Source organism: Microbulbifer maximicatervae (SeqCode), assembly GCF_052468095.1.
In genome coordinates, this window is record NZ_CP174332.1 from 3,221,301 (window position 1) to 3,235,158 (window position 13,858).

Consider the following 13,858-nt stretch of genomic DNA (forward strand, 5'->3'; position numbering starts at 1 on the left):
ATAGAACTCATCAATATCGGGGCAATGTGAGCTTGAGGCCAATTAGACGCAAGAATGCCATCCGGCCGCAAATAAAAATGAGGCCACAGCTTACACTGTGACCTCATTTTCGACAGTCACAGCCAGTTACAGCTGACTATCGATGGCTATTGACTGAGTCTCACTCCAGCGGGATTTAGGCAATGCACTAATCATTCCCTGCCAATCCCCCGGGGCCGGACGCGCATCTCCCTTAATGGCCAATCGCGCTACCAACTGCACAGAGTCGACAGTGGCGATGGAGCTTCCAGGCATCATTGCTCGGGACTCATCCAGCACAACCTCTGCCGGTAACTGCCCAGCCGTGAGGCGCACAATAGCCAGAGGCATCGGGCTCGCAGCACTGCGTGCATAGATAAATACCGGGGTAGATTCTGGGGCTTCAACTCCCTCCCCCAAACTGACCTGAACTCGAATCTGCGGGCCTTTCTCTTTCGTTTCTACCTTTGCCTGCACCGCTACAGCCTCACCGCTGTCTGCCAAAGCGCTTTCGGCCCTGGCAACGCCAGCCTGAAGCGCCTCTGCTGCTGCAGATCCTGGGGGAAGCTGGCTAAGTGCTAGCTGCCAATGCTGGCGAGCCTTGCGGTAGTCCCCATCTTCAAAAGCGGCAATACCCGCCAAGCCCAGCACAGTGCCATTGGATGGCTGCACCTGTAACACCTGCTCAATCAAGGAGCGGATTTCATCGGTAATCTTGGAACCGCCTTCAAAAAACAGCGCTTGCGCCAGCTCAGCTTTAACATTGGCCGCCTGGGGCTCTCGAGCCACAACATAGCGATAGGAGTCTACCGCCCCAGCCAAATCGCCACTCACCAGTAGCCGCTGCGCCAATATATAGCGACTGCTAAGATCATCTGGATGAGTTTTAGCCCGCTCCTGCAACTGACGGGTGATTTTTGCCTCTTCCTCCGAAGAGGTGTGCCCACCTTGGCTCGCCACCATATCGCGATACAAAGCTACTTCGGACGGTCGGTCGGAAAACCCGTAGGCAGCTGCTGCAATTGCAGGCACCAAAACCGCCAGCCCGATCAGCAATCGGCCGCCACCCTGCCTGGCTTCACCAGATTGACTCTCCTGCTGGGCCGCCAGCAGTTCCCGCGCGAGATCTGCCTCCAGCTGGGCAAACTGCTTCTCATCCATCGCACCGCTCTGCACTGCAGCGCGAAGTTCTTTACTGCGCTCCCGGTAGAGCGCTGCCATAGCCTCTCGCTTGCTACTGCCGCTGCGACGTCTGCCTGCAGCTCTCAAAGCAGGAATCAGAAATACAAAAGCTACCAACAGTAGCAGTAGGGCTACACCAAACCAGATATCAATCATTTACCTTCCTTCCCGCTATTACCTTCATCTACAGCTCCATCTCCCAACAACTGCTTTAATCGACGCCGCTCATCATCAGTGAGTTCCCCACTGCCGTCATCCTGGCGAGCCCCGGTACCACTTTTTGAGCGCATCACGATCACAATCAAGGCCAGAAGCCCGAAAACGGCAAAGACTCCCGGAGCCAACCACAGGATCAAGGTATTTTTCTGAACAGGCGGGCGGTAGAGCACAAAATCCCCATAGCGGGCCACCATGTAGTCAACGATTTCCTCGTCCGTAAACCCTTCCTCCAGTAAACGGCGGATTTCACGGCGCAAGTCCGAGGAAATAGAAGCATCGGAGTCTGCCAAGTTCTGGTTTTGACATTTAGGACAGCGCATCTCTTCAATAAGCACGCGATACCTTGCATCCAGCTCGGGAGAGGACAATTTTTGCGTCTCAACTACCGCATGTGCGGCGATGGACAGGCAAAACATACCGAATGCCAGTACAAATTGGGCCAGCCAGGTCTTCTGTGTCACAGCTTTTCTCACGCTCTAACTAACGGGAATTGTGGCGATTATAACAGTGTCCCCCCCCCGCGGACACGCCCACGAATTCACACAAAAGCGCGTTAACTCATTGAAAGACAAAAAAAAATTCAAAAAAGGCGTTGACGCCACGAAGAATATCATTAAGATACGCAGCTCCTGACACGGGGTGGTTAGCTCAGTTGGGAGAGCGACGGCCTTACAAGCCGTAGGTCACAGGTTCGACCCCTGTACCACCCACCACTTCTCTTACTCTTGCCCGGCAAGAGCCATCAAGAGAAGCAGGAATGCGGACCGGTAGTTCAGTTGGTTAGAATGCCGGCCTGTCACGCCGGAGGTCGCGGGTTCGAGTCCCGTCCGGTCCGCCATATACAAAAAAGCCCTGCTCGCAAGAGCGGGGCTTTTTTGTTTGTGCCTCACATCTTTTCATTTTTCTAACATTTTATTTTCAGTTGCTTACGCTGGAAATTTGAAAGGGCCACAAAAAAATAACCAAATCTCAGCGTAAAAAAATAGTGCGAGCCCAGTGCCGGCAAAATTTTTCTGCAACAATTTTCTCTAGCCTGAATTTTTATTTTCTGAATTTCTGCGCAGCTGATTTTGATCGATAAAAACAGTTTAAAAAAACCCTCAAAAAACCCCCTGATTAATTAATTTTTAAACAATTTTTGGGTGTTTTTTATTCTTAAAAAAATTTTTAAAAATCTCCCAACAAAATTGTTGACCGCAAAAAAAATATCATTAAGATACGCAGCTCCTGACACGGGGTGGTTAGCTCAGTTGGGAGAGCGACGGCCTTACAAGCCGTAGGTCACAGGTTCGACCCCTGTACCACCCACCACTTCTCTTACTCTTGCCCAGCAAGAGCAACCAAGAGAAGCAGGAATGCGGACCGGTAGTTCAGTTGGTTAGAATGCCGGCCTGTCACGCCGGAGGTCGCGGGTTCGAGTCCCGTCCGGTCCGCCATACACAAAAAAGCCCTGCTCGCAAGAGCGGGGCTTTTTTGTGTATGAAAAATTCAAAACCACTTTTCAATACACAACCACCTCCCCACTCCCCACCACAAACTGTGCAGACCGACTAACAAAATTAATAGAAAACCGGGGCAATGAAAGTAGCACCCTGTTTTATTACCAAGTATTGCCAATACACGAGCAGCAATTTCTTCAAATACACACCCGCTTCTCACACTTAAAGCCAGACGCAAACTTTTTTAGAAAAACTTCCCTAAGTTGTTGACCTAAGTAAAAAAATCATTATGATACGCAGCTCCTGACACGGGGTGGTTAGCTCAGTTGGGAGAGCGACGGCCTTACAAGCCGTAGGTCACAGGTTCGACCCCTGTACCACCCACCACTTCTCTTACTCTTGCCCGGCAAGAGCAACCAAAGAGAAGCAGGAATGCGGACCGGTAGTTCAGTTGGTTAGAATGCCGGCCTGTCACGCCGGAGGTCGCGGGTTCGAGTCCCGTCCGGTCCGCCATATACAAAAAAGCCCCGCTCGCAAGAGCGGGGCTTTTTTGTTTGCGCTAATTAGAAAAGAGTTTGTTTTTTTAAACTTCAGCTGAAGCCGCCTGGCTCTCCTCCCATTCCCCATCCACTGCTTCTTCGCCGCCATGCAATAGATGCATCAATCGCTCCAGCTCCGGCATTTCGTTAAAGCACTCCGCCTCACCAGAAATTTCATCCCAGGATGCTTTGGATTCTGTGCAAAGATGGGCCACAACTTTCCCATCGATATCCCCCTCCAACAATCCCGCAGGTACCCAGAAGTGCGTTGTATTACTCATTAAGTGAGGAACTGTACTTCCGCATCCACCGCAAAAGTCAGATCGATAGCCCGTAGGAGTCCGGAATGAAGAGATTCTGTCTAAGCCCCGCACCCAGCGAAACTGATCCCGGCTAATAAACATGGCCGTATCCGAGGCGGAACCACTCAATTTGCGGCAGAGCGAGCAATGGCATTGGTAAAGGTTTGGAATTGGCTCTTCCAGCTGGAACTCAACCCCACCGCATAGGCACTTCCCATTCATCCCTTTCTCCTTCCGCAAAACTGTTATTCGAAGTCGTCCATGAAATCGCAATAGGTTAGCAACAATATCTCAGCCCTACCCAAGACTCCTATAGACACACAGTGAAGTAAATGCCATTTGGCGCCCCATTCAACGTACATCATTAAATATCCAAGGATCTGGGGTTTAGCTTCGCCGTGAGGATATGATCCTCCCAACATCCATTGATCTTCAGGTATTTTTCCGCCCGACCCTCGACAACGAAGCCCAACGCCTCCAGCAGAGCTGCCGACCTATCGTTACCAGGCATGTAGTTGGCCATCACTCTATTCAAATTTAAGGTGTCAAAAGCATAATCAACGACATGTCGACACAAGCTCCCCATTAAGCCCCGCCCCTCATGGGACTGGTCAACTGCATATCCCATATTACAGGCCTGAAATGGGCCTCGGATGATATTCGTCAAGGAGCAAACGCCCAGTAACTGATCACACCCGGACTCTAATGCAGCGAACTTTAAAATTCCTCCAGAGCTGATGCGTCGAATCCAGGACCCGGAACTGTGAAAACCGGGCTCGCGAATGGGCTCCCAGCGCTTCAGGTGCTCCTCATTAGATAAGTAAAAAGCAGATATGGCGGGCGCATCTGTCACTCCAAGCAAACGTATTTCCACCAGTCGATTACCTCACCATTCACATTCTGATTAAGCTCAATCAACTCATTCATACCGGCACTACTATTCAATTGACGGTAAAGAGTCCCGCTGACCGGGAAGCTCACGAAGAAATTCCCAACCCCGGGTCCTGCCGCTCTCATAACCTTCCTCGAGCAACTCTGCTTCCTGGGTAAAACGCTTAACCGGGAAATTGTCTGGAGGCGCAATAACCGAAACCTGGCACCCCTCTGGAGGCACCTCGATAAACTCCAGAGCCCGATTATATTTCTCCCCCCTCTCTAGCACGGCCTCAAATAGCCGGGCATGATCACGGAAAAACTGTTTGATAAATTTTGGAGCAGGCCCCTTAATTTTCCGATACCCCAGAGGGCGCGAGAGAATAACTGTTATATTTCTGGCCCCCTGCTGATAAGCCTGAATAATCGGTATCGAATCAGCCAGACCGCCATCGGTCATAGGCTCCCCATCCACTTCAGGAAACCCCCGGTAAGCAACCGGAATGGCGCAAGAGGCCGGGAAGACCTCGTGCATGTTTTCCGGAGTTACTTTCAGGTATCTAGCCTCCCCCGTGTTGATACTGGTAGTCACGGCATAAAGCGGTATTCCATTCTCAACATAACTATCGACACTGAGCGGAATATCCTGATATGACGCATGCCACAACCAGCCAATATCACAAAAATGACCGCCCCGGAGATAGCGGCGCCAGTCAATGAAGTCTGCCCGCCGGGCATGGTCCATTAGTATCTGCCGACTTCGCCCATGATTTCCCGCCAGATAACCAATCAAGTTGGTGGAGCCTGCGGATACACCGATCGCAAAATCAAATGGCCGATAACCCGCCTCCAAAAATGCATCCAATACGCCTGCAGCGAAAATCCCCCGCATAGCGCCCCCTTCGACCACAAGGGCTGACTGGGAATTCTCGTTAATCAAAATACAGTCTTCCATAGCGAGCAACCGTTAAAACCAAACCATCTCTACCTTTGCCAAGCAGATTCCAATAGCACTATGATTGAGGCATTCAGGTAATCCGTTGAGTTAAACCAAGTATGCCAACAATCGCGTTTAAAGCGCCGTGGAGCCGCCAGCTCCAAATTATCAGTGCCATATGCACATTACTCCTACTGGGACTGCCGCTCTTTCTGGCATCGAGAGCACCAGCTGCTCCATCTACCCTCTATAGCATTGCCATAGCACTTCCGCCTGCAATACTGGCTCTCAGCGCCTTCTTTGCCATCCGTGGTTACGCCATCAAAAATGGCAACCTCTTGATATTGCGCCCGGGCTGGAAAACCACCATCTCCTTGGAGGGGCTATCTGAAGCATTCCCCGACTCAACCGCCATGCAAGGATCAGTCCGCATCTTTGGCAACTCCGGCTTATTTGGCTATATAGGCCTGTTTCAAAACCAAAAATTGGGGCGCTATCGTGCATTTGCTACCGATCAGCAAAAATCTGTCGTACTGCGTCTGGCTACACAAACTATCGTGATCACCCCCGATAAACCGGAGCGGGCAGCGGACATTCTCCGCCAACACTGCCAACTTCAACCCAATCCAAATTAATTGCTCCGACAACAACGCCACACGAATAGGCACAAGAAGTCGACAGGAAGTTCAAACCGATGAAAAAGTTCGCTTTTATAATTGCCGCCGCATTTACGCTGCTATCAGCAAGTGCTCACTCCGCTTGTGTGATTTTATTGCATGGATTAGCCAAATCAGATAGCTCAATGAAGAAACTGGCAAAGGCCATAGATGCCGAAGGTTTCCAAACGGTCAATATTGATTACCCTTCGACCAAGCACTCCATTGAAACCTTGGCCAGCATGGCCATAGCTCCTGCTGTCGAGGAGTGCGGTAACGCGCAAGAAATCAATTTTGTCACTCACTCCATGGGCGGCATTCTGGTAAGGCAATATCTACATTCAGCTGAAATCAAAAACCTGAATCGCGTTGTCATGTTGGGCCCACCTAATAAAGGCAGTGAAGTAGTTGATAAACTGGGAACATTCCCCGGCTTCAAATTTATGTTTGGCGATGCTGGGCTGCAGTTGGGTACCGGCGAGATGAGCGTCCCCAACAAGCTCGGTAGTGCAGATTTTGATGTAGGTATTATTGCCGGTACTCGCAGCATCAACCTGATTCTATCCCGCCTTATCCCAGAAACCGATGATGGTAAAGTCTCCGTATCCAGCACAAAACTGGATGGCATGAACGATCATCTGCAAATGCCAGTGACCCATGTGTTTATGATGAAAGATAAAAAAGTTATCTCGCAAGTTATCCATTACCTCAAGCATGGATTCTTTCATAGAGCCGGCAATCAGGCATCCAATTAAAATTAATCGATCTTATAAATAATCTATACCTTTTAACTCCAATCACAATACAAAATTAGTGACAATAATTTGGAATTCACCTTTATGCAGTGGCAATGGTGCAGCTTTAAAGAGCTTACACTCAGTCAACTTTACGAAGTTTTGCGAGTAAGGCAGGAAGTTTTTACGGTAGAACAAGACTGCCCCTATCAGGATGCCGATGGCAAAGACCAACACTCCTGGCACCTGATCTGCTGGGAGGGAGACGAAAGCAATCCGCAGGTAATGGCTTACCTGCGAGTTGTTTTCCCTGGCCTTAAATACCGGGAACCTTCGATAGGAAGAGTATTAACCGCAGAAGCCAGTCGCGGAACAGGCCTGGGCAAGGAGCTGATTCGCCGAGCCGTAATGCACACATGCGAAGAATACCCCAGCACTGGTATTCGCATTTCAGCTCAACAACATTTGGATAGATTTTACGGGGAGTTTGGCTTTGAGCAGGTGTCTGAGCCATATCAAGAAGATGGCATCCCGCATATCGAGATGTTACGCCCTGCCAATTAATTAAAAGGGATCTTATAGGTCCGATGGAAGTTTTGGGGGCCCTGCAGAGGCACTGCGGGACCCCAAAAATCTAGTTGCTACCCAGTGGATTGGCACCGGCGGATACAGGCTCACTATCCGACTGACGCGCCCTGCTATAAAGGCAAGAGGCCGCGATTCCAGCAGCAATTAGCAACCACACAACATTAACGACCAGTGATGCTCTCACAAAGGAATCCTCACCAAACTGAGCAACGTGCACTACAACTGCCCCGACGCAGGCGATAATTGTGGCAATACGCAGAGACATAGACCACTTGGCCACTGTCCCCATGAAGGCAGCCGCAACGCTTAACGCCAAGGTCACCAGCCAAAACACCTGCGCAGCATTTAGCTTAAACGCCAGATAAGTCACCGCACTCAGAGCAATCGCAAATGGTACACCCCATACCTGAGCCATCCAGACTCGCTCCAAACGTACGGCGGGATTGCCGCGCTGACGCTTGCGAACGAACCAGATATTGATGCCGGATACCACCAGCAAACACATCCCCACCCCCAGCAGGAAGTAAGCAATTTTCACAGGGAAACCGGAAAAGTGGCCAAAGTGTAAACGGTACGTAGAAAGGTAAACTTGTTTAGCCGCGTCTCCCTCAGACCAACCCTCTTTTTCAATCAGGCTGCCATCGGGATTAAAGTGGTAACGCTCACCCCAGACCAACCGCTCTGGAACCCGGGTCCACACCTCAACAACCTGGCCTTCACGTCCAGGAAATGCTACTTCTAAACGAGTGCGCTCTTCTTCCGGTGCGATACGATCCATTGTTGCCAGAATTGCAGCATAATCCGGATAATCAACTTCAGGGGCGTTTTCCTCCATCACCGGATGATCCGCGTAAAGCATGTGCTCTACCTTTTCCGTATCACCCTCAAAGAATACGCCGGCAATTGCAAAAGCGGCTACCTGGGACAACCCGATAAAAGCCCCGGTAATGGCTATGGCAAGATGAAAGGGAGAGGCCCAAACCCCCAGGCGATTGTGCAAATCCACTTGTTGAAGACGCTTGGAGCCAGAAAGACGGAAAGAGAAAGCGTCTTTGATAATTTTGGGGTGGGCCAGCAAACCGGAGACGATCAGAGCGGACATCACCATCCCGATCAAACCTACCAGGATGACCCCATAACCAACAGGAAGGTTGAGCGCGTAGTGTAGGTAGGCCAGGAAGTGGGTCCACTCATGCTCCACCTTGCCCAGCAGGGAACCATCTTCAGCGACATATCGCTCCATATCGCCGACTTCAACCATCAATCTGGGCTTATCCTGATTGGGGATGGTGAAGGTAATTGAATCGAGATCCTCTTTTTCCTGCTTAGCTAACGCAATAGCATTTTCTGTAGCCGTCCGATACACAGAGGCTTCAACATTGAGGTTCTCCAACTCGGAGGCCTGCTCCCAGCGTTCGAACTCATTGTAAAAAACCGCCAGTGTTCCGCTGACACAAACAATATATAAAAGAGTGGATACCGCCAGGCCGAGAACTGAGTGTCCATCGGTCATATCACGGACAAAGCCAGGGGTCGGTTTAAAGGAAAATTTCACGTTAAATTCCTACTCAAGTCCGTTGATCTATGCTGCCGAAGCGGGAAGCGCAAAGGTCAGTAACAAGCCGCTGACCACCGAGAAAGCCAACATGGCAGCCGAAGGGCGCAGAAGCTTTTTATCGGCACAGCACCAAACCATCGCCAGGGTCCAGATTATCACCGACAGGAAGGCTCCGCCGACCAAGCGGACAGTTTCAGAAAACCCGGTAAAACCAAAGAAAAGCAAACCGGCGATCAAACCACTGGCTGCGGGCAAAAGAAAGGCAGCCATAAAACGCAAGAAGCCCCGCAACCACAATGGAAGCAGGGCTTGCGTTTCGGGTGTTCCCGAGCGCTGCTTTTCAATGGGCCTAGGGCCACTGGGCCAGTCACCCTTAAGAGCCAATAAAGCAAAGACTCCGAGCATCACAATTAAAGTGGCAATACTGATCCCATATTCCACCCCAACAATTGAACTCCACCCAAAAGCCGACAACGCCATGGCTCCCCAACCACCCCAACGGCGCACGGGCTCTGCCCCTCTGCGGGACCAGGCGGAATAAAGGAGCAAAATCCCGGCCAAAGCAAAGGCGCTGGAGACTCCTGCAATCATATAAAAAGACATTGGCATAACCATAACAGCGAGAGGCTCGCCTCTCGTCTGGTTGCTTAAACGTAAAAAAAGGGAGCCCGCCCACAGACTCCCCCTGCGGACAGGCTCCCAGTCTACACTAACTTAAAAAATGTAGCGTGCTTCTGCAGTGACGTAACGACGCTCACCGTAGAAGCAGTCACCGCGACTCAGGCAAGCAGTGGTGTGAACCTCGTCAGTTAGGTTCTTTGCATTTAACTGGAACTTCCAGCTTTCCAGGGTATATCCGATAGCTGCATCATATAAAGTGTATGACGGGTTATAGGATGGGAAGGTTCCAGCTGAATCATTCCTACCTGTTGAACTCTCACCAACATATCGAACACCAATGCCAGCATTCAAGCCTGGTAGTAGACCGCTGAAGTCATAATTACCCCAAACAGAAAACTGTTCTTCAGGGACAGCTTCGATATCCTCATCGATATTGAGGCTACTATAGTTAGCAACCAGGCTTAAATCACCAAGTTTACCTACTGCCTCCAATTCAAAGCCATCGAGCTCAGCTTCGCCAAGCTGGGTTTGGAAGCCCTCATTACCGTAATCGTCTACTAGCAAATTCTTCTGCTTGATTTCAAAAGCAGAGGCTGTAATTAACAGATTGGTACCTTCAGGTTGGTACTTAATACCTGCCTCTACCTGCTCCCCCTCAACTGGCTTGAACGGAGTCTTATTCGCATCAGAATCGTTTACAGGTTCGAAAGATTCAGAGTAGCTAACGTAAGGTGTAATACCGTTATCGAAGGCGTACATTACACCAAAGCGCATAGTCGTCGCATCATCCTCAAATGAAGAGCCACCAGACTCGGACTTCGCAGTATCGCGACGAATTCCAGTGGTGATAATCCAGTTATGAATGCTCATTTGATCCTGGAAGTAGAATCCAAGCTGCTCAGTATCTGTACTGATCTGATACCAGTAATCGGTTAAGCCTTCCAAGTCATTCAAGCTACTCAGACCAGTAGGCACGTAACCATAAACCGGGTTAAAGATATCAATGGTCCCACCGTAACCATACAAATACAGACGATCATTGGTTGTTGTTGCATCCTGACTATCCAGACCAAAAGAAACCTGATGCTCCAATGCGCCTGTGGCAAACTCCCCAGACATACGCAAATCGAAGATGAGCAGATCGCTTGTCGCATCGCTCATGTAGATAGTACGTGTTGCTTCACTGATATCCGGGTTTTCGCGTGTGTCATCAAATGTAGCCCACATGGAGTTGTAATCAACATCCCCTTCGGAGTAGCGCAATCCAGCATTTAATGCCCAGCTATCACTGAAGCGGTGATCAACCCAAACACTATAAGAAGTTTGCTCGGTATCGTATTTATCCCAGCCCGGCTCACTCAAGAAGGTATCGGTAGGGATATCACCATTTACATTATCAATCCGGGTTCCGCCCCAGGGTAGAAACGCGGTAGTGGTACCAGACTCATCCTTCTGATACGTGGTCAGGAAGGTAATTTCAGTATTCGCACTTGGACGCCAGGAAACTGAAGGCATAAACAGAGTGCTGTTATCATCCACGTGATCAACTTGAGCATCTGCATCTCTATCATAACCAACTACTCGGTATAACCATTGCTCGGAACTATCTATTGCTCCGGTCACATCGCCAGCTACAACCATACGATCATAGTCGCCAGCCTGGACCATAACTTCGCCACCAAACTCGCTCTTAGGGCGCTTAGAGACTAAGTTGACAATACCACCGGTAGAACCCTGCCCATAAAGAACAGAAGATGGGCCTTTCAGGATTTCAACGCGTTCGAAAGCATATGCATTGGCGCGTGAGCTAGTGTAGCTACCAAAGATAGACTGCAAGCCATCGATAAACATAACTGGATCTACGCCACGTACTGTCGACCAGTCACCGCGCGCATCCACACCATAAGTCCCGCCATTAACGCCTGCGACATACTGCAAAGCATCTTGTACAGACTTGGCGCCAATCGAATCAAGAAAGTCTTTGTCGCGCAAGGAAATCGAGAATGGGGTCTCATCAACTGGGATATCCAGCTTACCAATGGAGGTCTGTCGGGAGAGGTTCAACTCACCAACGACATTAACCTCTTCAATACGCTCATCTGTGTTGTCCGCAGCGAACGCCACAGAAGAACCGCCCGCAGCAATAGCCAACGCCAATAAAGAGCGGCTGATTCCAGAAATTACAGGAGAAGCTTTTTGCATACTTTTAATTCGAGCGGTACTCATGGAGATCCCTCAACGCCAACTGAATTTAGATGGATCACAGTCAAACTGTGACCCAGGTAACTGGGCGCGAATCCTAATAGGAATCGTTATCATCTACAACATTATTGGAACATTTTTTTGCTAAAAAGAGCGATGACATGATTAGGGACAAGAAATACGGCATTAAAGGACAGCATTGCAGCCTCCAAGCTGCACTTTCGTACCATCAGAATGACTTGATGGAATGAGTAAAAGCAGATTCTAAGGCAGGAAAAAGACTAAGTGGCTGCTCAGCAGCAACCACTCAGATTGAGATTGTATATATCGGGACTTGATTTAGGGAGTTCCAGACAAAGATCCCCTACTTCCTAGGGGTAGGTATAACTAGCCTGCACTCCCAAAGGCATCCCCAGTGTCCAGTAAGCCACCAGGAACAGCGACCAGCAAATCAGGAACACAATGGAGTACGGCAACATGATGGATACAAGTGTCCCAATACCCGTTCCCTTCACATAGCGCTGGCAGTACACAACCACCAAGGGGAAGTAAGGCATCAGCGGGGTAATAATATTCGTGGAGGAATCACCTACCCGGTAAGCTGCCTGGGTGAGATCAGGGGAGAAACCGATCTGCATCAACATAGGCACAAAGATGGGGGACAGCAGCGCCCACTTGGCAGAGGCAGATCCCACAAATAAGTTGATAAAGGCTACCAGTACAATAATGCCCATCAGGGTAATCGGGCCCGGCAGCTCCATCGCCGCGAGCAAGCTCCCTCCCTCTACCGAAAGCAGCGTGCCCAAGCCGGAGCGGGCAAACTCAGAGATAAACAACGCACAGAAAAAAGCCATCACGATGTAATAAGCCATGGAGCCCATGGTTTTGGACATCGCATCAATAACATCCTTACTCTGACGGAAGGTACCGGCCGCATAGCCAAACACCACACCGGGAATCACAAACAGCAGGAAGATCAGCGGCACAATCGACTTCATAATCGGCGCTGTGAAGGAGGCTAATTGCCCTTCTGCATCGCGCAAAGCTGAGGTTTCCGGCAGCATCCAGGCCACAAGCCCCACGATACCCGCCACCATCACAGTTACCGCCAGGTACATGGCTTTTTTCTCGCGGGCGCCCAGCTCCTGCATTACTGGCATATCCGCTTCATCGCCATCCACCTCTACATTCTTGAGGCGGGGCTCGATGACCTTATCCGTCAACCACCATCCCAACAGGGTCACCAGCAGGCAGGATGCCGAAGTGAAGAACCAGTTATTAAGGGGGTTTACCTGCATTTCCGGGTTGGCGATTTGTGCCGCTGTCTGGGTAAAGCCTTGCAGTAAGGGATCAATCGCTGAGGGAACAAAGTTGGCAGAAAAGCCTCCTGAAACTCCGGCAAATGCCGCAGCGATACCCGCTAAAGGGTGGCGCCCTGCCGCATAAAAGATCACCCCTCCGAGAGGAATTACCAATACATAACCTGCATCTACCGCTGTATGGCTGACGATGGCCACCAAAATCAACATCGGTGTCAGCAGCATCTGCGGCGTTACCGCCAGCAGCTTTTTCAATACCGCATTGATAAAGCCACTCTGCTCAGCCACACCGACCCCCAGCATGGCTACCAACACCACCCCCAAGGGCGCAAAACTGGTAAAGGTAGTCACCATACCAGATAGGAAACGAGCCATTTCACTACTGGAAAGCAGGTTGGTTACCTGTATCGCCTCACCGGTAGCGGGGTGTAAGGCTTCGAAGTTAACACCGGAGAGAAGCCAGGAGAGCACCCAGATTCCCACCATCAAGATCAAAAACAGAACAGCGGGATCGGGTAATTTATTACCAACAACCTCAATAAAATTGAGCGCTCGATTAATCCAGCCATTTTTATTATCGGCACTATTGCCGGCATCAGGATTTGCCTGAACGTTTTCCATGTTTGCACCCTGTACATTTATTATTTTTTATTTAAAAGGAGGCCGCTACT

General features: G+C 50.1%; 12 protein-coding genes and 6 tRNA genes. 9 read left to right on the forward strand and 9 right to left on the reverse strand.

Annotation, left to right across the window (positions count from 1 at the left end; translation table 11 throughout):
* Nucleotides 1-126: 126 nt before the first annotated feature.
* Entirely contained in the window at nt 127-1,356 is a 1,230-nt protein-coding gene (gene ccmI, locus ACJJIL_RS13875; RefSeq protein ID WP_445359960.1) for a c-type cytochrome biogenesis protein CcmI, read from the reverse strand.
* Nucleotides 1,353-1,880, reverse strand: coding sequence for a cytochrome c-type biogenesis protein (locus ACJJIL_RS13880; RefSeq protein ID WP_445359961.1), 528 nt, complete (start codon nt 1,878-1,880; stop codon nt 1,353-1,355). The genes ccmI and ACJJIL_RS13880 overlap by 4 nt, the downstream gene beginning before the upstream one ends.
* A gap of 176 nt (nt 1,881-2,056) precedes the next feature.
* On the opposite strand from ACJJIL_RS13880, the gene ACJJIL_RS13885 reads away from it, so the two are divergent.
* From ACJJIL_RS13885 to ACJJIL_RS13910, 6 genes are all read left to right on the forward strand, one after another.
* Nucleotides 2,057-2,132, forward strand: a tRNA-Val gene (locus ACJJIL_RS13885).
* Between the two features lie 48 nt (nt 2,133-2,180).
* Nucleotides 2,181-2,257 (forward strand) — tRNA-Asp (locus ACJJIL_RS13890).
* 397 nt (nt 2,258-2,654) lie between these two features.
* Nucleotides 2,655-2,730 (forward strand) — tRNA-Val (locus ACJJIL_RS13895).
* Nucleotides 2,731-2,778: 48 nt separating this feature from the next.
* Nucleotides 2,779-2,855: transfer RNA gene (locus ACJJIL_RS13900), tRNA-Asp, on the forward strand.
* Nucleotides 2,856-3,169: 314 nt separating this feature from the next.
* Nucleotides 3,170-3,245 (forward strand) — tRNA-Val (locus ACJJIL_RS13905).
* Nucleotides 3,246-3,294: 49 nt separating this feature from the next.
* Nucleotides 3,295-3,371: transfer RNA gene (locus ACJJIL_RS13910), tRNA-Asp, on the forward strand.
* A 70-nt stretch (nt 3,372-3,441) separates the two neighbouring features.
* Here ACJJIL_RS13910 and ACJJIL_RS13915 read toward each other — a convergent pair.
* The 3 genes from ACJJIL_RS13915 to ACJJIL_RS13925 form a co-directional block, all read right to left on the reverse strand.
* The gene (locus ACJJIL_RS13915) at nt 3,442-3,921 is read right to left on the reverse strand and encodes a GFA family protein (protein ID WP_282933477.1); all 480 of its coding nucleotides are present in this window, start codon (nt 3,919-3,921) and stop codon (nt 3,442-3,444) included.
* Nucleotides 3,922-4,063: 142 nt separating this feature from the next.
* Nucleotides 4,064-4,573, reverse strand: a complete 510-nt coding sequence (locus ACJJIL_RS13920) for a GNAT family N-acetyltransferase (RefSeq protein WP_445359962.1) — start codon at nt 4,571-4,573, stop codon at nt 4,064-4,066.
* A gap of 63 nt (nt 4,574-4,636) precedes the next feature.
* Nucleotides 4,637-5,527 (reverse strand): patatin-like phospholipase family protein, encoded by an 891-nt coding sequence (locus ACJJIL_RS13925; protein ID WP_413665134.1) that lies wholly within the window; start codon nt 5,525-5,527, stop codon nt 4,637-4,639.
* Between the two features lie 101 nt (nt 5,528-5,628).
* Here ACJJIL_RS13925 and ACJJIL_RS13930 point away from each other — a divergent pair, with 101 nt between their 5' ends.
* The 3 genes from ACJJIL_RS13930 (at nt 5,629) to ACJJIL_RS13940 (ending at nt 7,463) form a co-directional block, all read left to right on the forward strand.
* Nucleotides 5,629-6,144, forward strand: a complete 516-nt coding sequence (locus tag ACJJIL_RS13930) for a PH domain-containing protein (RefSeq protein WP_282933480.1) — start codon at nt 5,629-5,631, stop codon at nt 6,142-6,144.
* 59 nt (nt 6,145-6,203) lie between these two features.
* Nucleotides 6,204-6,920 carry an esterase/lipase family protein gene (locus ACJJIL_RS13935; RefSeq protein WP_445359963.1) on the forward strand — a complete coding sequence of 239 codons (717 nt, stop codon included), beginning with the start codon at nt 6,204-6,206 and terminating at the stop codon, nt 6,918-6,920.
* Nucleotides 6,921-7,004: 84 nt separating this feature from the next.
* Nucleotides 7,005-7,463: a GNAT family N-acetyltransferase gene (locus tag ACJJIL_RS13940; protein ID WP_445359964.1), complete on the forward strand. Its 459-nt coding sequence runs from the start codon at nt 7,005-7,007 to the stop codon at nt 7,461-7,463.
* Between the two features lie 70 nt (nt 7,464-7,533).
* Here ACJJIL_RS13940 and ACJJIL_RS13945 read toward each other — a convergent pair whose 3' ends face one another.
* The 4 genes from ACJJIL_RS13945 to ACJJIL_RS13960 all read right to left on the reverse strand — a co-directional run bounded on the left by ACJJIL_RS13945 (nt 7,534) and on the right by ACJJIL_RS13960 (nt 13,808).
* Nucleotides 7,534-9,042 (reverse strand): PepSY-associated TM helix domain-containing protein, encoded by a 1,509-nt coding sequence (locus ACJJIL_RS13945; RefSeq protein ID WP_445359965.1) that lies wholly within the window; start codon nt 9,040-9,042, stop codon nt 7,534-7,536.
* Nucleotides 9,043-9,069: 27 nt separating this feature from the next.
* A complete protein-coding gene (locus ACJJIL_RS13950) occupies nt 9,070-9,648 on the reverse strand; it encodes a hypothetical protein (protein WP_445359966.1) in 579 nt (192 codons plus the stop codon).
* Between the two features lie 111 nt (nt 9,649-9,759).
* The gene (locus tag ACJJIL_RS13955) at nt 9,760-11,892 is read right to left on the reverse strand and encodes a TonB-dependent siderophore receptor (RefSeq protein WP_445359967.1); all 2,133 of its coding nucleotides are present in this window, start codon (nt 11,890-11,892) and stop codon (nt 9,760-9,762) included.
* A 347-nt stretch (nt 11,893-12,239) separates the two neighbouring features.
* Nucleotides 12,240-13,808, reverse strand: coding sequence for an AbgT family transporter (locus ACJJIL_RS13960; protein ID WP_444896666.1), 1,569 nt, complete (start codon nt 13,806-13,808; stop codon nt 12,240-12,242).
* Between the last annotated feature and the right edge of the window lie 50 nt (nt 13,809-13,858).

Excerpts from the sequence above, each read along its gene's own strand:
- ccmI (WP_445359960.1), bottom strand. The coding sequence starts at position 1,356 with ATGATTGATATCTGGTTTGGTGTAGCCCTACTGCTACTGTTGGTAGCT.
- ACJJIL_RS13915 (WP_282933477.1), bottom strand. The coding sequence starts at position 3,921 with ATGAATGGGAAGTGCCTATGCGGTGGGGTTGAGTTCCAGCTGGAAGAG.
- ACJJIL_RS13925 (WP_413665134.1), bottom strand. The coding sequence starts at position 5,527 with ATGGAAGACTGTATTTTGATTAACGAGAATTCCCAGTCAGCCCTTGTG.
- ACJJIL_RS13930 (WP_282933480.1), top strand. The coding sequence starts at position 5,629 with ATGCCAACAATCGCGTTTAAAGCGCCGTGGAGCCGCCAGCTCCAAATT.
- ACJJIL_RS13935 (WP_445359963.1), top strand. The coding sequence starts at position 6,204 with ATGAAAAAGTTCGCTTTTATAATTGCCGCCGCATTTACGCTGCTATCA.
- ACJJIL_RS13940 (WP_445359964.1), top strand. The coding sequence starts at position 7,005 with ATGCAGTGGCAATGGTGCAGCTTTAAAGAGCTTACACTCAGTCAACTT.
- ACJJIL_RS13950 (WP_445359966.1), bottom strand. The coding sequence starts at position 9,648 with ATGTCTTTTTATATGATTGCAGGAGTCTCCAGCGCCTTTGCTTTGGCC.
- ACJJIL_RS13955 (WP_445359967.1), bottom strand. The coding sequence starts at position 11,892 with ATGAGTACCGCTCGAATTAAAAGTATGCAAAAAGCTTCTCCTGTAATT.
- ACJJIL_RS13960 (WP_444896666.1), bottom strand. The coding sequence starts at position 13,808 with ATGGAAAACGTTCAGGCAAATCCTGATGCCGGCAATAGTGCCGATAAT.